Origin of the sequence: Prosthecobacter sp. (assembly GCF_044232965.1) — a bacterium.
Classification (GTDB): domain Bacteria; phylum Verrucomicrobiota; class Verrucomicrobiia; order Verrucomicrobiales; family Verrucomicrobiaceae; genus Prosthecobacter.
In genome coordinates this window covers 36,017-58,032 of the sequence record NZ_JBIIKX010000036.1, presented here as the reverse complement: position 1 = coordinate 58,032, position 22,016 = coordinate 36,017, and the positions used below count along the sequence as shown (strand labels likewise).

Annotated in this window: 17 protein-coding genes and 1 pseudogene; 6 read left to right on the top strand and 12 right to left on the bottom strand. The window is 61.0% G+C overall.

What is annotated here, in order from left to right:
* Positions 1-204: pseudogene (locus ACILSI_RS15690) on the top strand (rhomboid family intramembrane serine protease); the annotation flags it as partial.
* A 349-nt stretch (positions 205-553) separates the two neighbouring features.
* Here ACILSI_RS15690 and ACILSI_RS15685 read toward each other — a convergent pair.
* Positions 554-2,566, bottom strand: coding sequence for an ATP-binding protein (locus tag ACILSI_RS15685; protein WP_395722839.1), 2,013 nt, complete (start codon positions 2,564-2,566; stop codon positions 554-556).
* A gap of 39 nt (positions 2,567-2,605) precedes the next feature.
* Positions 2,606-3,115 carry a hypothetical protein gene (locus ACILSI_RS15680; protein WP_395722838.1) on the bottom strand — a complete coding sequence of 170 codons (510 nt, stop codon included), beginning with the start codon at positions 3,113-3,115 and terminating at the stop codon, positions 2,606-2,608.
* Between the two features lie 389 nt (positions 3,116-3,504).
* On the opposite strand from ACILSI_RS15680, the gene ACILSI_RS15675 reads away from it, so the two are divergent.
* Positions 3,505-3,981 (top strand): Fur family transcriptional regulator, encoded by a 477-nt coding sequence (locus ACILSI_RS15675; RefSeq protein ID WP_395722837.1) that lies wholly within the window; start codon positions 3,505-3,507, stop codon positions 3,979-3,981.
* A gap of 23 nt (positions 3,982-4,004) precedes the next feature.
* Here ACILSI_RS15675 and nagB read toward each other — a convergent pair whose 3' ends face one another.
* Together nagB and ACILSI_RS15665 are read right to left on the bottom strand one after the other, a co-directional pair.
* Positions 4,005-5,891 carry a glucosamine-6-phosphate deaminase gene (nagB, locus tag ACILSI_RS15670; RefSeq protein ID WP_395722836.1) on the bottom strand — a complete coding sequence of 629 codons (1,887 nt, stop codon included), beginning with the start codon at positions 5,889-5,891 and terminating at the stop codon, positions 4,005-4,007.
* 157 nt (positions 5,892-6,048) lie between these two features.
* Positions 6,049-7,086 (bottom strand): class I SAM-dependent methyltransferase, encoded by a 1,038-nt coding sequence (locus tag ACILSI_RS15665; RefSeq protein ID WP_395722835.1) that lies wholly within the window; start codon positions 7,084-7,086, stop codon positions 6,049-6,051.
* Between the two features lie 74 nt (positions 7,087-7,160).
* On the opposite strand from ACILSI_RS15665, the gene ACILSI_RS15660 reads away from it, so the two are divergent.
* Together ACILSI_RS15660 and ACILSI_RS15655 are read left to right on the top strand one after the other, a co-directional pair.
* Complete coding sequence (locus tag ACILSI_RS15660) at positions 7,161-9,671, top strand: transglycosylase domain-containing protein (protein WP_395722834.1); 2,511 nt, start codon at positions 7,161-7,163, stop codon at positions 9,669-9,671.
* Positions 9,672-9,683: 12 nt separating this feature from the next.
* Complete coding sequence (locus ACILSI_RS15655) at positions 9,684-12,407, top strand: DEAD/DEAH box helicase (protein WP_395722833.1); 2,724 nt, start codon at positions 9,684-9,686, stop codon at positions 12,405-12,407.
* On the opposite strand, the gene ACILSI_RS15650 is transcribed toward ACILSI_RS15655, so the two are convergent.
* The 3 genes from ACILSI_RS15650 to ACILSI_RS15640 are packed head-to-tail and all read right to left on the bottom strand — an operon-like array spanning position 12,367 to position 15,996.
* The gene (locus ACILSI_RS15650) at positions 12,367-14,850 is read right to left on the bottom strand and encodes an MFS transporter (protein WP_395722832.1); all 2,484 of its coding nucleotides are present in this window, start codon (positions 14,848-14,850) and stop codon (positions 12,367-12,369) included. The two genes, ACILSI_RS15655 and ACILSI_RS15650, sit on opposite strands and share 41 nt — an antisense overlap.
* A gap of 10 nt (positions 14,851-14,860) precedes the next feature.
* The gene (gene ispD, locus ACILSI_RS15645) at positions 14,861-15,526 is read right to left on the bottom strand and encodes a 2-C-methyl-D-erythritol 4-phosphate cytidylyltransferase (protein ID WP_395722831.1); all 666 of its coding nucleotides are present in this window, start codon (positions 15,524-15,526) and stop codon (positions 14,861-14,863) included.
* A gap of 17 nt (positions 15,527-15,543) precedes the next feature.
* Positions 15,544-15,996 carry a GatB/YqeY domain-containing protein gene (locus ACILSI_RS15640; protein WP_395722830.1) on the bottom strand — a complete coding sequence of 151 codons (453 nt, stop codon included), beginning with the start codon at positions 15,994-15,996 and terminating at the stop codon, positions 15,544-15,546.
* Positions 15,997-16,125: 129 nt separating this feature from the next.
* Here ACILSI_RS15640 and ACILSI_RS15635 point away from each other — a divergent pair, with 129 nt between their 5' ends.
* Entirely contained in the window at positions 16,126-16,974 is an 849-nt protein-coding gene (locus ACILSI_RS15635) for a PIG-L deacetylase family protein (protein WP_395722829.1), read from the top strand.
* Between the two features lie 67 nt (positions 16,975-17,041).
* Here ACILSI_RS15635 and ACILSI_RS15630 read toward each other — a convergent pair whose 3' ends face one another.
* The 4 genes from ACILSI_RS15630 to gpmI all read right to left on the bottom strand — a co-directional run bounded on the left by ACILSI_RS15630 (position 17,042) and on the right by gpmI (position 19,571).
* On the bottom strand, positions 17,042-17,521 hold the full coding sequence (locus ACILSI_RS15630; protein WP_395722840.1) for a peptidylprolyl isomerase: 480 nt from the start codon (positions 17,519-17,521) through the stop codon (positions 17,042-17,044).
* A gap of 171 nt (positions 17,522-17,692) precedes the next feature.
* Entirely contained in the window at positions 17,693-17,848 is a 156-nt protein-coding gene (locus ACILSI_RS15625) for a hypothetical protein (protein WP_395722828.1), read from the bottom strand.
* 30 nt (positions 17,849-17,878) lie between these two features.
* The gene (locus ACILSI_RS15620; RefSeq protein WP_395722827.1) at positions 17,879-18,013 is read right to left on the bottom strand and encodes a hypothetical protein; all 135 of its coding nucleotides are present in this window, start codon (positions 18,011-18,013) and stop codon (positions 17,879-17,881) included.
* A 7-nt stretch (positions 18,014-18,020) separates the two neighbouring features.
* On the bottom strand, positions 18,021-19,571 hold the full coding sequence (gene gpmI, locus ACILSI_RS15615) for a 2,3-bisphosphoglycerate-independent phosphoglycerate mutase (RefSeq protein WP_395722826.1): 1,551 nt from the start codon (positions 19,569-19,571) through the stop codon (positions 18,021-18,023).
* 197 nt (positions 19,572-19,768) lie between these two features.
* Between gpmI and ACILSI_RS15610 the strand changes: the two genes are divergently transcribed.
* Positions 19,769-21,214, top strand: coding sequence for an N-acetylmuramoyl-L-alanine amidase (locus ACILSI_RS15610; RefSeq protein WP_395722825.1), 1,446 nt, complete (start codon positions 19,769-19,771; stop codon positions 21,212-21,214).
* Between the two features lies 1 nt (position 21,215).
* Here the strand turns inward: ACILSI_RS15610 and ACILSI_RS15605 are convergent, their stop codons facing one another.
* Positions 21,216-21,797, bottom strand: coding sequence for a D-glycero-alpha-D-manno-heptose-1,7-bisphosphate 7-phosphatase (locus tag ACILSI_RS15605; RefSeq protein WP_395722824.1), 582 nt, complete (start codon positions 21,795-21,797; stop codon positions 21,216-21,218).
* Between the last annotated feature and the right edge of the window lie 219 nt (positions 21,798-22,016).

Sequence of the window (22,016 nt, the reverse complement as noted above, 5' to 3'; positions counted from 1 at the left end):
CCTGCCTGGGTCATCATCCTGTTCTGGTTCGCTTTCGATGTCTGGGGCGTCGTTTCAGGCGGGGATCACATCGCCTACTGGGCGCACATCGGCGGCCTCCTCGGCGGTGTGGGGATCGGACTGCTGTGCCTGCACTTCGGGTGGTTCCAGCTCACGCAACTCGACCACCGCTCGCTGTTGCAGATTCTCAAGGGCGAGGAATAAAACACGCCTCCGCCGCGCAAGTTTTCGCGCTTCTGCATGATTACTCGCGCCGCCTGGATTGGGACACACTGCTTTACGAGGCAAGACTGACTCGCGGCCATCAGCAAGCCGGACCAGGAGCCACGTCTCTATGCGTGGGCAAGCCGTGGTTTGGGCTGATCGGCATCGAGCCCCGCTACGTCACCTTCAAGCCCGGCGAGGTCCCTGCCTCGGTAATGGCCCGCCTTTCTTCGATCATTTTGCCGCCTCCATCCGGCATCAGGACAAAGAGCACGGCTTGATGGCAGATTACAAACTCGAGTTCACCGCAAGATCGCGCTACCCGCTTCACCCATCATGCTCCAGCAACTCAGGAGACCAGCATCGGAGCCTGCGCCATTTGGGCGCGACTGGCGGTGAGGTCGAAGGTGGGTTCACGGTCCTGCGGCTTCTGCACGGCTTTGGCGAGGGCTTTGCTGAGGCCGTCGAGAGAGTAGGGCTTCAGCATGATGTCCACGGGCGGCGGATGGCCCTGGCTGAGGATCATGAACTCGTCGGGGTCGATGACGAAGCCGCTGCAGACGACGACAGGCACGTCATTGCCGACGGCGCGGAGTTCCTTGAACGTGTCGCGGCCGGAGAGCTTCGGCATGTAGATGTCGAGCAGCACGGCGTCGATTTTCTCACCGCTGCGCAGGAGAATGTCGAGCGCCTGCTGGCCGTCGCCGGCCTCCAGCACGCGGTAGCCGAGGAAGCCGAGCATGTTCATGGCGATGGAGCGCACCGGGGCCTCATCATCGACGACAAGAATGGTGGTCTGGGCACCGGCAGGGGCGTTGACAGTGGGGCCGTTATCGACGGGGCCTTCGTCATCGACCTGCTCAGGATTGAGCACACGCGGAAGGAAGACGCGAAACTCGCTGCCGCGCCCAACCTCGCTGTCGAACTCGACCCAGCCGCCGTGCTCGCGCACGATGTCCTGGGCGGTGGAAAGGCCGAGGCCGGTGCCGGTGGTGGATGACTTGGTGGTGAAGAAGGGCTCAAAAATGCGCCCACGATGCTCTTCGGAGATGCCGTGACCATTGTCACGCACGACGAGCATGACGAAGTCGGAGGCCTCGGCCGGAGCGCCCGTCGCGGAAGGCTTCTGATGAGTGACATTTTCGACAGCGATCTCGATGACACCTTTGTCAGCGGGCAACGCGTCGCGGGCATTGAGGCAGAGATTGAGCATGACCTGCTCGATCTGGGTGGCGTCTGCGGTGACGTAGGAGGCGTCCATGCCGCCGCGCATCTGGATGGTGACGCGGGGATCAACGCTGTGCTTGAGGAGGTTCTGCACATCGGCCAGAAGGCGCTTGAGATTGGTCGTCTTGCGAATGCTGGTGCCGTTGCTGCGGCGGGAGTAACCGAGGAGGGATTTGACCAGCTCGGCGGCGCGGGTGGTGGCGTGGTTGGCGTTTTGCAGCTTGTCACGCACCCCCGCCTGATTGGTGGCCGGAGTGAGCTCGGCGAGCGTCAGATTGCCACGGATGGCGGTGAGGAGGTTGTTGAAGTCGTGAGCGATGCCGCCGGCGAGCTGGCCGATGGTGCCCATCTTCTGGGATTCGCGGAGCTGGGTCTCCAGCACACGCATGGCGGAGCGGTCCTTCACGATCCAGATGCGGCCGATGATCTCGCCGGCATCCGTTCGCATGGGGTTGGAGCGCAGGGAGAAGACGCGGCTGTCGTTGGCGACGAGCGGCGGTGTTTCGTCCTGGGCCTCGATGCTGGAGGCGGTTTTTTCGATCCAGGCGGTGATGACGGCCTTTTCCTGGAAACGTTCCACCAGAGCTGAGAGCAGGCGGGTGGCATCACGACCGGCCAGTTCTTCCACCGGCTTGCCGAGGAAGTCGTCCAGCTTGGCATTGGAAGCGATGATAGCTCCCTGCGCATCGACGACGAGCACGCCTTCGTCGCTGGCGGCAAAGAGGCCTTGAAGAGCGGTGAATGCCTCGCGCAGGAGACGCTCGGCATTGAGGAGGCGCTGGGCGGTCTGGCAGGCGTGCTGCTCGGCGGCGTTGAGCGCCTGGCGCTGCTTGGCGAAGATCATGTTGATGTCACAGCGCAGCTTCCAGAAGTCGGAGGGCAGCCACTCGGCGGAATGGGCGTCCGGCGGCACGCCGCGGAGCACCGCCGTGGTCCCCTTCATGACAGCCGTGGTCGGCTTGAGCAGCCAGCCGGAAATAAGATAAGCCCCCAGGAAAACACCTCCGCCGAGCAGGACGCCCGAGATGCCGAAGAACCAGTCCAGAGAATGGCCCATCAGGCGTGTGGCACCCATGGCCGGCAGGAAGCCGAACAGCCAGAGGGGGAAGAGAATGCGCAGTCGCAGGGAGTTCATGATGTGGTGGGTGGAGTGGTGGACGAAGCTTGGGCGGGTTTAATTGACTGAGCCGGAGGCAGGCGGCGCTGTGCGGCTGATGATGCGGTGCATGCATTGCTCCACGGCCGCGTTGAGATGGTTTTCCAGCCATGTCTCAATCTCGCCACGGAGGGTGGCGAGACCGGCAACCTGTGCTCCACGCGTATCGAGACGGTCGATCCGGTCGTTCAAGGCGCTCACGTTCATGGCGATGCTGAAGATGTCGTTGCGCAACTGCTCGATCTGGACCGCCCATTCCTGGGTCGGCTGAGACACGGAGCGTGAAGGTGCCTGCACCGGCGGAGGAGCCAATTGCAACGTCTCCGCTATCAGCGCTGGCGGGCGTGAAAACTCGGCATCTGATTCCAAACGCTGGTTGGGGGATGGAGCAGGCGGCAAAAAGTTCCGCACTTGCCTCTGCTGCTCCCCTCCAGTGTGAGGAGCGTTTTCGAGCACAGGAGGAGAAAAGGTGTTGCCCGGCGTTCCCAGCAGGGGCTCGGTGCTGATGTGCCCAGGTGCCTGCTGCATGATCATTTCAGACGCAGATGTAGCGCCAGTCATGTCAGGCGTGTGGCCCTCAGGACTATGGCGTTGTGTCGAGAATGAAAAAGGTAAAGGCATGTGTGGAATCAGGCAATTGATGTAATTTTAACAATATTAACAATAAAATCCATAATTTTTTCACATTTATTTGAATAGTTGCTTCAGATTGAATGTCATCTCGGCCTTTTTTCCCTCGCAAAACGCCTGAGCTGAGTTCGTGTTAAAATGTTGCTTATAAGCGACTTAGTTTTTCTGACATTTGCCAATTATCAGAACAGTTCGCACGATCTCGGCTTAAAAATCAGAGAAAATGCCCATCAAGGTTGGAGCACTGCCTTGCGCCGGGTGCCAGACTTGTCTAACCTCGGCGATTCATGGACGAACGTATCATTCAACGCTTGGAGGCCCATCTCGCCAGCCAGGGGCTGCGACGTACCAAGCAGCGCGATGTCATTGTCGAAGCTGCGTTTGCCACCGACGATCATTTCAAAGCCGAGGAATTACTCGAAAAAGCCCGAAAACTCGACAGCACTGTGTCTCGGGCCACCGTTTACCGTACCCTGACCCTTCTAGTGGAGTGCGGTCTGCTGCGGGAGGTCGATCTCGGCCGTGACCAGACTTATTACGACCCCAATTTCCTCGATAAGCCGCAGCACAACCATCTCATCTGCCTGGATTGTGACCGTGTGGTGGAGTTTGAGGACGATCACACCGCCCTGCTGCACGACTGTATCACCCGCAGGCTCGGCTTTCAGCCCAGCATGAAGAGCATGCGCATCGAGGCGCACTGCGATGAACTGATGCGATTGGGTAAATGCAGCTACCGCGAAGCCCAGCTAGCGAAAGCCTGATGCAAGCCCTCATCGGGCCTTATTCATGCCCGCCGCCAGCGCTGAAAGGACTCAATGGCCTCGTACTCGGCCAGACCGAGTGAATCATAGAGCCGTGCGTTTTCCCGGCTGGTCTCCGGCGCCTCTTTTTCCAAGGATGACAAAGCACCGTAGCGGGAGATCGCGTTTGCTTTCCGTTCGAGCTGCAACGGGCTCATCGGAATCGCCATGTCGATCTCATGCGGCTCCAGCGGACGCTCCTTGCCGCGATACAGCCACACACTGCATGAACCGGCGAATTCCTCGCCCGCGCAGGCCTGAAGCGCCGCAACAAGCAGGCGGAAGCAAATGCCGGCCACGCTGGAAGGATCTGCCGAGTCGCCCGTGATGTAGATTTGGTGCGGTTTGTGATCCTGCAGCAGCCGCGTCATCGCGTCGATGTCTGCCTGGGTGCTTTTGAAACGGCGGTAGCGTCCTTCCTCATAGAAAGGAAGATCCGCAAAGACGACATGTTCGGCGGAAACGCCAAGCGTATGCGCCGCGTCACGCAGCTCGCCGCGCAGGATGAGCGCCTTGAGCTGGCGCAGGAGCGGCGGATCCTCGCCAAACTCCCCCTTCTCTTCCAGCAACGCCAGTGCCTCGCGCGCATATTCCACCTGCGGGCTCCAGACCTCGGGGTGGACGGCGTTCGAGGCCAGTTCCAGCAATGTGCCGGCGAATTTGTCCGCCTCGCTGTCTGGCACGCGCAAGCTGCCGGAGGTCAGCGAAATCAGGCGCACGTCGTGTCCTTGCTCAATCAGGCGGTCGATCGTTCCGCCCATGCCCACCACCGCGTCCTGCGGCTCCGCACTGAAAACGAGACAGCGCTTCGGATACGGGCGGGCACGTTCCGGGCGGTAAGTGTCATCTTCATCCGGTTTGCCACCCGGCCAGCCTGTGATCGTGTGCTGGAGCTGGTTGAAGATACGGATGTTGAGTTGATAGGCCGGTCCTTGTTCAGAAAGGAGATCAGAAAGGCCGTGCTCGTTGTAATCCTCGTCAATGAGCTTCAAAATCGGCCGCTTGGTCTTAAACGCCTGCCACACCATCGCGCGGCGCGTCTCACGCGGCGTCCAGGAGGCCGGTCCGACCAACCAGGGCAGCTTGATGCGTGTGAGCTCACGCGAGGCACCGTTGTCGATGAAAAACCTCGCGTCGGGATGGTCTTGCAGGAACGAGGCCGAAACCGCCTCCGTCATCGGTCCTTCGATCGCTTTTGCCACCATCGTGGCCTTGTTGTCTCCCCAGGCCATGAGCACGAGTTTCTTTGCGCGCAGAATCGTGCCCACCCCCATGGTGATGGCAAAGTGCGGCACATTTTGCTCGCCCCGGAAATCACTCGCCGCATCCTGACGCGTCACGCGGTCCAGCGTGATGCGGCGCGTGAGCGAGTCACGGCTCGATCCCGGCTCATTGAAGCCGATGTGGCCGGTTCGGCCGATGCCGAGAATCTGCAGATCAATGCCGCCCACGCTTTGGATTTTCTCCTCATACTGCCGGCAATGCACGAACACCTGGTCCCCGGGCACCGTTCCGCTGGGAAGATTGATGTTCGCCTTTGGGATGTCGATGTGGTCGAACAACTGCTCAGCCATGAACCTTGCATAGCTTTCAGGATGATCCCCGCTCAGGCCATAATACTCGTCCAGATTGAAGGTGATGACTTTCTTGAAGCTCAGCCCCTCCTCCTTGTGCAGGCGGATCAGTTCACGGTAAAAAGGCACGGGCGTCGAGCCCGTCGCCATGCCCAGCACGGCGGGCTTTCCAGCCTGGTTTTTCGCCTCGATGAGTTGCTTCACCTCCTGCGCCAGAGTTCGGGCCGCCGTGGCGGAATCAGGAAAAATCGAAGTCGGAACTTTCTCGTAAATTTCGGCGTGAGAACGGATGGGCATGGCGGGTGGGTTGGGAAATGTCTGGGGGCGTTTTCGCAGACTTCTCTGCGGCACCTGATTCAATACAGGTGTGGCAGATTAGTTTTGTCGGTTGTTCCAGGCAGGCTCCAAAAAACCCGGCAAAGCAGCCCCTGCAACCCTGCTTTCAAAATCACTCTCAAGACTTGTCCAGCACCAGACAGCGGAAGGATCTGCCCAGAAACGCCGGATGGGTGAGCGACTGGAACTGACGCATCGTCGCGGCATCAAGGCCCTGCCCTTCGAGGCTTTTCAGCCATGGCAGCGCCAGCCGACCCAGCAGACGGCCTTGAAGATCGTACTCGCGCTGCTTGAGCCCCCGGCAGGAGGCTTCTTCCATCAAACGCGTGAAGTTGATGTGCGTGGTCAGATCACACTCGCCGAGGTCTTCCAGAACATTGCCATCCATCTGATGCTGGCGGTAACGGCGGATCGTGCCGCTGGCGCGTGAGTCAGCGAAGAACTCCTCCGCATCCAGGCCGTAGTCGGCGATGAAGATGGCTCCGCGAAACGCGGCCTGGGCCAGTTCACGAATCCAGACGAGCATGGCGAGGTTGATTTCGAGGGTATGGCCGGTTTGAAGATCAGTCGGCAGTTTTTCGGCCTCCACGGCGAGTTCTGGCGATGAAAAATCACCCTCAACGAATTGGAAGGTGGCATCCACATGCAGTTCACGCCAGCGCCCGCCATCCCAGCGCACGAGATGCACGGGAAAAGCGTCCGGCAGCTCGTTGCAGAGGAAAAAGCCATGTTTCGGACCGGTTTGCAGCTCGGCGAGGCTCCGGATCCAATGCACGCGGTCGCCAAGACGCTTCGATTGGGCTTCCCGGTAACGCGGATTCGGCTCCACGATGAGATACTTGATAGGGCGACCTTTCAGAGCGCTCAAAACATCCTCGGCGAGCTGGCCGTCATGCGCTCCCTGCTCAATAATCGTGAAGTCCTCCGGTTCGCCGAGCGCCTGCCATTCCTGAACGGCTTGCTGGGCCAGCAGTCTGCCAAACAACGGCCCCACGCTCACACTGGTGAAGAAGTCGCCTTGCCGTCCAATTCGTCTCGGCCCGGCACCATAATAACCATGCTCAGGATGATAAAGCGCCTGTTGCATGACCTGCGCGAAGGGCAGCGGTCCGGCGGCGAGCAGTTGCTCACGGAGAATTTGAGGCAAGGAGGGCATGCGGGACGCGGGAAAGAACTGGCGCGGCTTGTGAAGGGCGGGTAGTTTCCCGGCCCAATTCTTTCCCCTACGCCATGTTTCGTGATGATCTCGATGTGAAGCCTGAGCGCAACTGGCGCGGTGAGGCCGGCCTGAAACTCCCCTTTTACCGCCGCGGCTGGTTCAGCGCGTTGGTGGCGCTCTTCATTCTCGGCATCGTGGCCGCGTTTGGCATTTATAGCGTGATCGTCGCCCCTTTGCGGCGGGATGCGGAGAAGTTTGACCTGGAGGAGCTCAAAAAACTGGAGTCCGCGAGCATCATCTTTGACCGCAATGGCGACGAAATGGCCCGCCTCTATGTCCTCAACCGCACACCCGTGCCGATCACCGATGTGCCGCAGCACTTCATCGACGCGCTCGTGGCGCAGGAAGACTCCCGCTTCTTCAAGCATGACGGCGTGGATTACATCGGCCTTGCCCGTGCCATGAAGGAAAACCTCAGCGCCGGCCAGGTGACCCAGGGGGCCAGCACCATCACTCAGCAGCTCGCCCGGCAGACGTTTCAGCTCTTGGAGAAGAGCTACAAGCGCAAGATCCTGGAGGCTTTCATCGCCCAGCGCATCGAGAAGCACTACTCGAAGCCGGAGATTCTCGAATTGTACCTCAACCGCATCTTTTTCGGCCTCAATTTCTACGGTGTGCAGGCTGCGGCGCGCGGATATTTCGGCAAGGATGTGAAGGAGCTGACCATCGAAGAGTCCTCCACCATCTGCGGCCTCATCAAAAGCCCGAACAACATCCAACCGCTGCGCAATCCGCAACGCGCCCTGAAAGAGCGCAACTATGTGCTGGAGCGCATGGCCTCCGAGGGCACACTTTCGGACGAGGATGCGGCCCGGCTGAAGAACAAGCCGCTCATCACCGCGCCACAGACCAGCGATCCGCGCCTCAGCTACGTCTTCGACGCCGTGCGCCGTGAAGTCGTGGAAATCGTGGGGGAGGAACGCGCCTCCATCGGCGGCTTCCAAATTTACACCAGCATCGACCAGGATCTGCAGAAGGCCGCCGAGACCGCGCTGAACAAACAGATTGCGCAGGTGGAACAACGTCCAGGCTATCAGCATCAAACTTTCGCCCAGTTCCGCACCATAATCAGCGACTACCGCGCCCGGCTGAAACGCGGCGAGATCGATCCCACCACCCCGCGCCCGGTGCCTGAATACCTTCAGTCAGCCGCCATGATGATCGACAACAAAGACGGCAGCATCCTGGCGATGGTGGGCGGGCGTGACTTTGGCGACAGTCAGTTCAACCGCGCCACCGATGGTGTGCGTCCGGTCGGCACGGCCTTCACTCCGCTCGTTTATGCCGCCGCTTTTAGCAGCCAGGGCCTCTATCCCGGCACCAAGGTCGATGACGCACCGCTAGACAACCGCCGTGTGATGATCGGCGGTCTCACCGGCATTCTGGGTGAGTGGGGGGCGGAAGTGGCTGACCCCAAATGGTCGCAGGCACCCATGAGCTCGCGCGAGGCGCTGGTGCAGGGCCGTAACTCCGCCACCGTCCGTCTTGGCGAACGAGTGGGGGTGCCAATGGTGAAGCAGGTCGCGCAAAAAGCAGGCATCACCTCCGAAATGCGGGACTACCCCTCCACCTTTCTCGGTGCCAGCGAGGCGCGCCTGAGTGAGATGTGCCTGGCCTACTCCAACTTCCCCACGCTTGGCAACCGTCCGCAGAAGCTGAACCTCATCCAGCGCATCACCGACAGCACTGACAAGGTGGTTTTCCAGATCGCGCAGACCGAGTTGCAGACGACGCAAAGCATGGACCCCATCGCCGCGTATCAGACGCACACCTGCCTCGTCGATGCCCTGCACCGTGGCACAGGCAGCCCGGCGGTCACGGACTACAAGCTGGGAGAGTATGTCGCGGGTGGCAAAACCGGCACGCATTACGAATTCAAAGACCTGTGGTTCCTTGGCTACACCTCCGGCATCACCTGCGGTGTGTGGACGGGCTTTGACAAGCAGAAGACCATCTACCCCGGCGCTTTCTCAAATCGTGTGCTGCTGCCCGCCTGGGTGGAAATGATGAACGCCAGCACCGCGCGCTACGCCCCTCAGGAGATCGTTCCGCCACAGACCGCCGAGCGTGTGGAGATCTGCCAGCGCAGCGGCATGCGCGCCACCGACTACTGCTACGAGAAGGTCAAGGATGCCGCGGGCAAGGAAAAATCCGTGCGCGCCACCTACTTCGAATACATCCGCCCAGGCACGCCATTGGAAGGCTTCTGCCCGGCGCACACCGGCGAGGGACTGCCCAATGAGATCGCCCAGTTCCAGCACCAGAACACGTTTGGCATTGAGACCGCGCCCATGATCGCCGACGCCGCGAAGTGGGTTCACATCGAGCCGATACGCATGCAGGCCCTCACCGTCATCGGAGAGGATCCGTACGCTTCCGAGCAGGCCATTCCCCGTGCCCGGCCCGTCAATGACGACGGCACCCCTGTGCGCAAAGCCCTGCCGGTGGACGGTCCCAGCGAGAAAGAAGACGGCCCAGCTTTGAAACTTGCCCCGCCGCCGCCGATGAAGATCGAGCTGTGAGCCGCTGCCATCATGGTCATCGGCGGTTTCTCATTTCCCAAGCTCTGGGCGCAGGTGCGCTCAAAATCTTGGCTCTGGCTTTTCCGTCGGCAGCAGATCGAAGAAGGCGGTCGGTTGATCAAGCATGGCGACATCGGCCTCGCCGGAGTGAATGTCTGTGCGGAGACCGAAGTGGAGATCATCGCGGGCATCGGCACCGGTTTGTTCAACACCGCGTCGGTCACGGCACATCTGCGGCTGCGTGACGATGGCTCGCTGTCCATGACCTCGCACTGCACCTGCGTGCAGGGAACGCTCTGCCAGCATGCCGCGGCGCTCATGCTGATGCTCGACATCGAGGAAGGCCGCCAGCGCATTGAGAAAATGGCCCGTGTGCAGGAGAAAGCCTCGCCCGCGCCCGAGGAGCACGATGCTCCAGCGCCTGAAACCGTCGAACTGCCGCCGGCAGAGCCCAAGCCGGTGCTCGTGGTGCGCCGCATCGCGGTGGAGGTGCCGCAGATCACCGCAAAACGCGGTATTGGCGGCTGGACGCCGCGCAGCATCGCCATCGCGCAACCGTGCGTGGAGTATGAGGGCTGCGCGCGCCGCTTTGAGATGCTCGTTCGCAGCCCGGCGCATCAGTGGAGTGATGAAAGCGGCCAGCAGCACACCGTGTTGCGAAATCTGCGCTCCGAGCGGCTGCTGCTCACCGATTTGTCCGCGCTGGGTTTCAAACCCTTCGCCGAGGCATTGCCAGGAACCAAGGCGGATGAATCCACGCTCGGCTACATGGCCGTCTCGGGTGATCAGGCGTTGTTCTGGGCGCAATTCCTCAAAGACCAAGTCACGAAGCTGCGCGAGACCGGCTGGCGGGTCGAAGTGCCGGAAGGCATCGGCTTCCAAATCCACGAGGCGGGCGAGGACGCGTGGTTCAGTGATCTCCAGAGCGATCAAGGCGGCAAGGACTGGTTCGCGCTCGATCTCGGCGTCGAGATCGAAGGCCGGCGGCTTTCGCTCGTGCCGCTGCTCGTCGATTGCATCGACCAGGGGCTCAATGCCTCCGTGTTGGAGAAAAATCTCAACCAGCGTTTCCTGCTCTCGCTCGGTGGCGACAGTGACAACGTGCTCTCCGTGCCTGCGGAGCGCCTGCTCGTGCTGCTGCGTTTCTTTGATGAGCTGCTCGCCACGCGGCCTGTGCGAAAAGACGGCAAGCTCCAGCTCGATAAACTCCGCGCCGCACAACTCGCCACACTCGACGGAATGCCCATTCGCGCCCCGGAGGAGCTTTCGGCGCTTTCGCAGCGTCTCGGCAGCTTCCAGCGCATCGCGCTCATCGACCCGCCTGCGACGCTGAAAGCCAGCCTGCGCGATTATCAGCTCGAAGGCGCGTCGTGGATGCAATTCCTGCGCGAGTTCGGCCTGCACGGCATTTTGGCCGACGACATGGGCCTCGGAAAAACGATCCAAACGCTCACGCACATCCTCATCGAGAAGGAAAGCGGCCGCATGACGCATCCCTGCCTCATCGTGGCACCCACGAGCGTTTTGCGGAACTGGATCAACGAGTCGATCAAATTCACGCCCACGCTCAGCCTGCTGCTTTTGCACGGCCAGTCACGCAAAAGTGACTTCAAGCATTTGAAGCAATACAACCTCGTCATCACCAGCTACCCGCTGCTCGTGCGGGATGTCGATGTCATGCAGGCGCAGGAGTGGCACATCGTCGCGCTGGATGAGGCGCAGAACATCAAGAACCCCAAAAGCCTCGCCGCGCAGGTCTGCGGCGGCCTGAGGGCCAAACATCGCCTCTGTCTCACCGGCACGCCTATGGAAAACCACCTCGGCGAGCTGTGGAGCCTCTACAACTTCCTCATGCCCGGCCTGCTCAGCGACGCCGACACCTTCCGCCAGCATTACCGCAATCCCATCGAGCGCGATGCCGATGCCGAACGCCAAAAACAGCTCAGCACCCGCATTCAGCCACTGCTGCTGCGCCGCACAAAAGATGCTGTGGCCAAGGAACTGCCACCGAAGACCGAAATCCTCAACACCATCGAGCTTGGCAAGGCGCAGACCGATTTGTACGAGACCATCCGCGCCGCGATGGACAAACGCGTGCGCGAGGCCATCGCCGTGAACGGTTTGGATCGCTCGCAGATCGTCGTGCTCGACGCGCTGCTCAAACTCCGCCAGGTCTGCTGCCATCCACGCCTGTTGAAACAAGAGAGCGCCCAGAACATCGAGGAATCCGCCAAAACCGCCTTCTTGATGGATGAACTGCTGCCCGAGCTGATCGAAGAAGGCCGCCGGATTTTGATCTTCTCACAGTTCACCGAGATGCTGGCCCTCATTGAGGCCCGCCTCAAAAAAGACGGTACCAAGTTCGTCAAACTCACCGGCAGCACCAAGGATCGCGAGACACCGATTCGCGAGTTCCAAACGGGCAACGTGCCTGTCTTCCTCATCAGCCTCAAAGCCGGTGGCGCAGGTCTGAACCTCACCGCCGCCGACACCGTCATCCACTACGACCCCTGGTGGAATCCCGCCGCCGAAGCACAGGCGAGCGACCGCGCCCACCGCATCGGCCAGACAAAGCCCGTCTTCGTCCACAAGCTCATCTGCGAAGGCACCATCGAGGAGCGCATCGTTAAAATGCAGCAAAAGAAAGCTGCCCTCGTCGAAGGCCTCCTCACCGGCCGCACCGACAAACTCCAGCTCACCCAGGCAGACATCCAGGCGCTGTTTGCGGTGGAGTAACGGCTTCGACCATCAGGAATCCCTGCTCATCAAGCTTCACTCCCGCGAGGTTCACGACCGTGTCTTTGCCCGGCATCAAGCCGCTGATGCGGACGCCGTTGTCGGTGGCTTCGAGGTTTAAACCGGGCAGCAGGCGGCCGAGTGAACCGGCTTTTTTGCCGAGCTGAAAACCTTCCTCGCCTTCGGGCATTTCTGGGTCGGGAACTTCGGCAGCGGCGAGGATGCCGCTAGCGGCGTCGATGTAACCGCGCAGCACGGTGGTGGATGGCGGTGGAGCGAAATCGTTGTCGAGGCAAAAGGCGAGACGTTCCTGGCCGGTGAGCTTTCCAAGGCTGGCACGGGTGCCGAAGGCGACGATGGGGCAGCCATTCGCCTCACTCGCATCGCTGATGCATTGGGTGCCTGGAATGACCTGAGTGAGCGCCTTGAGCGTGCGGTGGATGAGGCTGCCTTCAGGCTCCAGGCAGAGGAGGACATCGCCTTTGCGGCACCATTCCGCCTCGCCAAGACGAAGCGCGTTGGCAAAGGCGACGAGATCGTCCCCGGCCTTCGCCCAGCTTTTGCGTTGGAGGAAGGCGGTGCTGCTCAAGGCGAGCATGGCGTGACGCACGACCAGCGCGGTGGCCTCACGCGCGGCGAGCGGCGTGCCGAAATGCACCACGACGGGATCAAACAGATGCTTGGGGCGCTTGGCAAAGAACTTGCCGCCCTGAAAGGAGAAGATGCTGCCGTAGAGACCGTCGAGATAGACGGGCACGACCTGGGCATCGCCCTGGCGGGCCATGAGCTCGAAGCCTTTGCGCAGATCATTGACCATGCCGTGGCGGGTGATCTGGCCCTCAGGGAAAAGAGCGACGATCTCGCCCTCCTTCAGCGCGGCGGCGACGGCGCGGATGGCGTCCTTGGCGCGTGTGTTGGAAATGGGCACGGTGCCGACGAGGATCATGAGCCACTTCGTCCAGCGCAGGTTGTACAGCGCCTCCCACATGACAAAGCGCACCGGACGGCGGCAGGCAGCGCCGAGCAGAAAAGCATCCATGTAGCTGACGTGGTTCGGAAGCAGCAGCACACCGCCAGTCTGCGGCACGCGCTCCGCATGCACCGGCCTCACCTTGTAGATGAAGCGCACGACCGCCAGCAGGAGGAAACGCACCAGATCCTCCGGCAGCAAACGCATGGTGTAGAGTGCGGCGCCCAGGGTGGGAACGGCCAGCACGATGAACTGGGTGGAGGAACTCCAGCCCGCCCATTTCATCAAGGCGACGACGGCCACGGCCACCAGCGTGCCAAGGCAGTCCATCAGGTTCATCCCGGCATGAATGCGTGCCTTCTCCTGCTTCTCCGCCTTGTCCTGGGCGAAGGCATACAACGGCACCATGAAGCAACCGCCCGCCGCGCCGGTGAAGATGATGCCCGCGTACATCCAACTGCTGCCGAGCGTGGCCAGACCGGACCAGAGCAGACCGGCAACGAGGCCAAAGCCGCCGATGGGGATGAGGCCCATCTCGATGCGATTGCGACTAATGTGCGAGGCAAAAAAACTGCCGCTGATGACGCCGATGCCAAGAATGCCGGCGACTTTGGCAAGTTCCATGGGCCCATCGCCATGACCGGTGTCGGGATGCAGCTCCTTGGTCAGCGTCACGAGGATGAAGCTGAGCGCGTTCGAGATGAACCAGAAATAAGTCACCCCCAGCGCCGCGAGGCGGATCGAACGGCGGCGGAAGACGATCTTCACGCTTTCGAAGTGCTCCCAGGCCATCGACTTGCGCCAGTGAACCTCGGGATGCGATGGAGTCTTTTGAATGCCGAGCGAGGCAAACAACTCGCCAATGCCGAGGATGCTGATGATGATCAACGGCCACAGCGCGGACATCCATGCATCACCCGTTTTTTCATACTCGGTGCCATACCAGATGCCACCGGCCCACATGCCGCCAAGGATGCCGGCGAGCATGGTCACCTGCAACCAGCCGGACACGCGGCCAAGGCGGCGAGACCCAGCAAGCTCCTTCATCACGCCCATTTTGGCGGGACTAAGCACCGCCGCCTGCACGGCGAGGAGGAAGAATCCGACAAGACAGATTTCGAGCGAACCGGGCACGCGCTGCATCCACAGCGCGAGCGTCAGCCAGATGAAGCAAAAGATCTGCATCACCTGCATCCAGATGATGACATTGCGCTTCGAGAAACGGTCCGACCAGTAACCGGCCAACGGCGCGAAGATCATGTAGGGCAACGAAAAGATAGCCCCGAGCCACAGCTCCATGTGGCGTCCCACCCACGAGTCCTTGGCGATGATGATCGACAGCGCGATCAGCAGCATTTTGACAAAATTATCACTGAACGAATTAAGCGCCTGCACCACGAGCACGAGCACGATGGACACCCAGTTCCGACGTGGCAGATGGGGGGATTGGTCGAGGTCTTGGATGTCGGGCATGGGTGATCGATCAGTCCACGAAACGTTCGGCCAGCAGGATGTCGGCCGGGAACGTGATTTTGGGGTTGGGTTCGGCGTTTTCGACCACAAAGACAGGCTCGCCAAGGTGCTGCACGGCGGAAACTTCATCGGTGACGAGCAGTGAGTCGCGAATGACGGCCTCGTAGGCGCGCGCGAGCAGCTCGCGTTGGAAAACCTGCGGTGTTTCCATGATCCACGCGTTCGCACGGTCGATGGAATCGGTGATGCGGCCGTCGCTGTCGCAGCGCTTGAGCGTTTCGGTCATGGGGCGTGCGCAGGCGACGGCAGCTTGCGTGCGAGCGGCCTCGACACAGCGCGTGATTTGATTCACCGAGATCAAAGGCCGCGCCCCATCATGCACCGCCACGATGTCGCAGGCCGGATTCAGCGCCAGAAGACCGGCATGCACCGAAAGATGACGTTCGGCGCCGCCCGCGATGATTTTCGTGATTTTCTCAAAACCGCTGGCGCGCCAGACGTCGATCTCCATGCGCAGCGCGTCGCTCGTCACCACGATGATCTCATCAATGGCCGCGCACTTTTGAAACACCCCGAGCGTCCGCCGCAGCACCGGCTCGCCGCAGAGCGGGGTCATGAGCTTGTTGAAGCCCATGCGCCTGCTGCTGCCTGCGGCGACGATGATGGCGGAAGTCATGAAGGCCGTTGAATCAGTTACGCGAGGCGTTTGGCGACCTCGGTCGAGATGGACTTGCTGTCAGCACGACCGGCCACACGTTCCTGCAACGCTTTCATCACGCCGCCCATCTCTTTCTTCGAGGTGGCGCCGAGTTCGGCGATGACGGCTTCGACGAGCGTGCCCAGTTCCTCCGCGCTCATGGCGGCAGGCAGGTATTTTCCCAACACGGCGATCTCGGCCTTGGCGGCGTCCACGGCTTCGGCACGACCGGCTTTTTCCGCGCCTTCCACCGAATCCTGGAGCTTCTTGATCTCCTTGCGCACGACGGCGAGGGCGTCGGTGTCGCCTAGTTCCCCATCAGCGCCGAGCTTTTCGATGGCGGCGTATTTGAGGGCGGACTTGAGGTTACGGATGACGTTGAGGGCCACGGTGTCCTTGGCCCGCATGGCGTTTTTCAGGTCTTCGGAGATTTGGGCGATGAAACTCATGGGAAAGGCGGTGGTTGGGTGAAACTGGGCCGCGATCATGGCGTGGCAGGGGCCGTTGTCCAGACGATAGGCGACGTGGCATGGGATAGCCTTTGCGCTGCCCCGCCCCCCGTGCATGATCGTTCCCCCGTGCAATTCCGACATCCCAAACACGATCTATACATCCCTGACGAAACCGAACCCTGGACCGCGCTGCGCCGAGTGACGCATCTGGGCATTGTCTCCCACCAGGACGACCTCGAAATCGCCGCGTATCACGGCATCACCGAGTGCTTTAAAATGGAGGATCAATGGTTTGGCGGCGTGGTGGTGACAGACGGCGCGGGCAGCCCGCGCAAGGGGCCGTATGAGAAGTACACGGACGAAGAGATGCAGAAAGTGCGCCTCGTGGAGCAGCGCAAGGCGGCCTATGTGGGCGAGTACAGCATCATGGTGCAGCTCGGCTACCCGAGTGATGAGATCAAGCTGCCGAAACACGCGCCTGCGGTGGAGGACATTCGTTTCATCCTCGAACACGCGCAGCCGAAGATCCTGTATCTTCACAATCCCTGTGACCGGCATGACACGCATGTGGCCACCTTCCTGCGCTGCCTGGAGGCCATCCGCGAGCTGCCGCCGGAGATGCGCCCGGAAAAAGTCTATGGCTGCGAAGTCTGGCGGAAGCTCGACTGGCTGCTCAGTGACGACAAAGTGATGCTGTGGGTGGACAAGCACCCGCACATGCTGCGCCCGCTGCTCGGCGTGTTTGATTCACAGATCAGCGGCGGAAAGCGCTACGACCTAGCCGAGGAAGGCCTGCGCCACGCGAACGCGACCTACTTTGACTCCCACACCACGGACAACACCAGCCTGCTGACCTTTGCGATGGATCTGACACCGCTCACGAAAGATGACGACATGTCCCCCATCGAGTACTCCGTGAACTATGTGAAGCGCCTCGAAAACGATGTGCGTGACCGCGTGAAGAAGTTCATGTGATCATAAAAAATGCCAGCCGGAGCGACCGGCTGGCATCTTGAAGTTTGAATCGAGTCGGGATCGGAAATTATTCCGCCACCTTGGCGCTTTTGATGATGATCGGCTCGACCGGCACGTCACCATGCGGGCCTTTGCGTCCGGTGGCCACAGCGGCCATCGCATCGACGACTTCCTGGCCTTTGCTCACCTTGCCGAACACGCAGTAGCCCCAACCATCCTGTCCCGGATAGTCGAGGAAGCTGTTGTCCTTGAGATTGATGAAGAACTGGGAGCTGGCGCTGTGCGGATTCGGCGTGCGGGCCATGGCGAGGGTGCCCTTGACGTTCTTGAGGCCGTTTTTCGCCTCGTTCTCGATGTTGCCGTCGGTTTCCTTCTGCTGCATGTCGGGAGTGAAGCCGCCGCCCTGCACCATGAAGTCAGGGATCACACGGTGGAAGATCAGGCCGTCGTAGAAGCCCTTCTTCACATACTTGACGAAGTTGGCGACGCTGATGGGGGCCTTGGCGGCGTCGAGTTCGAGTTCAAGGGTACCTTTGGAGGTCTCCATCACAATTTTCACAGGTTTTGCGTCACTCACGGTTTGGGCGGGGGTTGTGCCGGTCAGAGCAGCAAACGAGAGTACGAAGGCGGCCAGAGTCGGGGCGATTGATTTCATAGTGGGTTGGTAAGGGCGGCGAATGAGCCACGAAGCCCTTGATTTGCAATGATCAAAATCGCCTCAAACGAGAAGCGGCTCCACGCGCTGGCGAATCAGCGCCACCAGTTCGGGGTCCATGAACGAGTAATCGTCCGGGATGTCGAGCACCTCAATGCGCAGATCGTGGAAGAGGTCGGGGAACTGCTCCCGCAGCCGCTGTTTGTGCTCGTGCTCCATGACGAGCACACGATCCGCCCAAAGCAGCAGCTATTCGGTGACATGCCGCCGTGCGACCGTGCTGACTCCAGCACTGCGCACTTCAACACGCGGATCATTCTGATAAACCGCCTCCGCCGTCGGGCTGCGCCATTGATTGCGAGAGCAGAGGAAGAGGAGGCGCATCAACAAATCATTTTTTCACCAACAGACTCTTCCCAGTCATCTCCGCCGACTTCTCCACACCGAGCATGTCGAGCAGCGTCGGGGCGATGTCGGCGAGTTTGCCGTTGGCGACGGTGACGTTAGCAGCATCGGCGGCGACGTAGATGCCGTGGACGAGGTTGGTGGTGTGGGCGGTGTGCGGGGAGCCGTCGGCGTTGCGCATTTGCTCGCAGTTGCCGTGATCGGCGGTGATGAAGAGCTTGCCGCCGAGTTCGAGCACCTTCTCCACGATCATGCGCACGCCGAGGTCGATGGTTTCACAGGCGTGGACGCCGGCCTCGACGACGCCGGTGTGGCCGACCATGTCGGGGTTGGCGTAATTCATGATGACGAGATCGTATTTCTCCAGGCGACGCAGCACTTCAAAAGTGAGGTCGGGGGCGCTCATCTGCGGCTTTTTGTCGTAGGTGGGCACTTCTTTGGGTGAAATGGCGAGGTAGCGGTCTTCGCCAGCATTGGGCTCTTCGACGCCGCTGTTGAAGAAGAAGGTGACGTGCGGGTATTTCTCGGTTTCAGCGGCGCGCAGCTGGGTGAGTCCGGCAGCGGCGACGACCTGGCCGAGGTTGTTGTTCAGGGTCTCGGTGCCGAAGATGACCTTCGCGCCGAGATCGGTGTAGGTGGCGTCGTATTCGGTGAGCGTGTAGTAACCGGTCTTGGGTGTGACCTCGCGGTCGAAGCCTGCAAACTCGGGCTTCAAGAAGGCCTCGCTGAGCTGACGGGCGCGGTCGGCGCGGAAGTTGAACCAGAGGATGACATCGCCATCGCGAATGCGCTGCTCGTTGGCGTTGCTGAAGATCATGGGCTGCATGAACTCATCACCGCGAGGATCGCTCGGATACGCGGCCTGCACGGCGGCGCTGGGGAGGTCGGTGCGGACTTCGCCGCGACCGAGGACGATGGCGTCCCAGGCGAGCTTGTTGCGCTCCCAACGCTTGTCGCGGTCCATGGCGTAGTAGCGGCCGATGACGGTGGCGATTTTGGCTCCGCTGGGGGCGAGGTCTTTTCCCAGCTTCGCCATGTAGGCGGCACCGCCGGTGGGTGAGGTGTCGCGGCCATCGGTGATGGCATGGACCATGAGGTCTTCGACTCCGGCGGCCTTGGCGGCATTGCACAGAGCGGCGAGGTGATCCTGATGGGAATGCACGCCGCCATCGCTGATGAGGCCTAGGAAGTGAAGACGCTTGCCTTTGGCCTGCTGAAAGGCCTCCACGAGCACGGGCATGGTGGCGAGTTCGCCATCGCGGATGCTTTTGTTGATGCGGGTGAGGTCCTGATATACCACACGACCGGCACCGAGATTAAGGTGGCCGACTTCGCTGTTGCCCATCTGGCCGTCGGGCAGGCCGACGTCTTCACCGCTGGCGCTGACGGTGCCGCGCGGGTAGGTGGCGTAGAGGTGATCGTGGAAAGGGGTCTTCGCCAGCAGCGTGGCGTCGCCATTGGCGGCGGCTTGAGCTTTACCGCCAGGGTTGATGCCCCAGCCGTCGCGGATGATGAGAACTACAGGTTTTTTGGTCATGGCTGCATGGTCAATGGGTCAAGGTGGCTTTGCCGTCAAGGCCGGGTCAAGAAGCACCCTTTTGACCACCTTGACCGCGACTTGACAAGCCCCTGACCTCCGGGCTCGTTTCCCAGTCCGTGTCAGAACGTTTGCGCTGCGGGCCGACTCGGACTATAAAAGGCTGCCTTTCCCCGATTTCCGCCGTCACTCCCGTCATGATCCCCGGACTGCACTCCAAAACCACCCAGGCCGCGATTCTCACGCTCGTAGTCGCTCTGTTCAGCGCGTCGTTCGACACGGCGCGCGCCGATGACAAGCCTGGGTTCTTCAAAAAACTCTTCGGCGGCGGCAAGGAGGAGGCCCCTCCTGCTCCTGAGCCCACCAAGCCCGCCCCGGCACCCACACCTGCCAAAAAGACGACGGCGGAGAAAAAACCGGCTGCCAAAGCCTCCACCGAAACCGGCAGGCCACCACGCGTCATCATCACCACCACAAGACCGGGTGGCGGCACTAAAAAAGTTGAGCTCGACAGCCCTGTTCCAACCACCAAGAAAACTGGCAAGTCGGAAACGGCCAAGGCCCAGCCCAAAGAAGAGCCCATCCAGGATGTCACCAAGTCCGTGGCCAAAGGCAACGAGGCTCCGATGAAAGGGGAAGGTGAGTTCAAGCCCGACGACGACGGCAAGCCCTCCACCTTGCGCTCGGAGCCGATCACCACCCTGCCGGCGAACGGCGGCTGGGAGATCGTCAAGATCGGCGGACGCGATTATGTGTCGGCAGACAGCATCCGTAATTTCTACAACCCGCTTTACGGTTTCACCACCTTCCGCCTCCAGGGCAGTCATTTCTGGCTTGGTTCCTCAAAGCTGATCCTCAAGGCCCAGGTCGGCTCCCAGGAAATGCTGATCAACAACATCAAGTTCATCCTCAGTTTCCCGGTGCAGACCCACAACGGCAAGGTGCTGTTCTCCCGCCTTGATCTGTGCAAGCTCATTGATCCGGTGCTCTGCCCCAGCCACATCCAGAACGCCGAATACTTCGACACCGTGGTGCTCGATGCCGGCCACGGCGGCCATGACGCGGGTGCGCGAGGTGTTTATGGCTATGAAAAGGACTTCGCCCTGAAAATGGCCATGACGGTGCGCACGGCCCTGATGCAGCGCGGCTTCAAGGTCATCCTGACCCGTGCCAACGACACGTTCCTCACCCTTGGCGGGCGCGTGGCCATCGCCAACCAGACGCCGAAGAGCATTTTCATCAGCCTGCACTTCAATTCCGGCGGTTCCGCCGCCAGCGGCATCGAAACCTGGGCGCTCACACCGCAGAGCGCCGCAGCCACCATTTCGCGCGGCGGCGGCTACAACGTCAACGGCGTCACCGGCAACAAGCAGGACTCCGCAAATATCGCGCTCGCCACCGCCGTGCATGCGAACGTCATCAGCCGCTTCAAGTTCGTCGATCGCGGCATCAAGCGCGCCCAGTGGAGCGTGCTCACCGGCTGCAAACGCCCCGGCATCCTGTTTGAAGGCGGTTTCGTCTCCAACGCCAAAGAATGTCTCCTCGTCGCCTCCGACTCCTACCGCCAGCAGGTTTCCGCCGCCATCGGTGACGCCGTGGTGAACTACCGCAAGGCGCTCGAAACCGCGATGGCGAAGCGCTGAGCTAGATGCTGGATGCTGGTGGCTGGATGCTAGAATCGAGCAGCAAGCATCTGGAGAGCAACGCTGGAAGCTCTGCCGTGTCGTCGAGCGTGAACTCGGCGGCTACTTTCGGCGCATGGTGGCTTAGAATGCGGATCGTGCGCGGCACACCGGCGTTGATCGCCATTTGGATGTCGCGGTCATGGTCGCCAACCAGCCAGCTTCGCGTCAAATCGAGACCATGATCCTTTTGGGCGCGGAAAATCATCTCGGGACTCGGTTTGCGGCAGGTGCAGGTGCCGGAGAGATGCGTACAGGCATAGATGCCGTCAAAGGCGGCGGCGTGTCGTGCCAGCTCATCCTGCATGCGCGCATGGATGTCATCCAGGCCGGACTGCGTCATCAGGCCTTTGCCCACGCCCTGCTGGCTGGTGACGAGAATCGTGGCAAACCCGCGCGCTTTGCACAGCGCCAGCGCCGCGATGGTGCCGGGCGCGAAATGGAAATCTTGCGCACGCAGCACATAGCCGTCTCCGGGCGAGACATTGACGACTCCATCACGATCAAAAAAAACAGCGGGGCGGGAAGAGTTGGCGGCAGGCATGCGGCTCACGCATAGCCGGGGGGCGGCGTCAGGAAACACATCTTTGCAGGCGGCAGATCGAAGCCCCCGCCGTTGGAGCCTGGAAACAACTCGGCCCGGAGGAACCCAACCAAAATTCCTCCGGGCCTTTAGGTGACCGGAGAGTCCCCAACCATGAAGCGACTCTCCAGCTCGTTGTGTGTTTCCCCAGGCGAACCCGGGAAATTGTTTGTGTGGCTT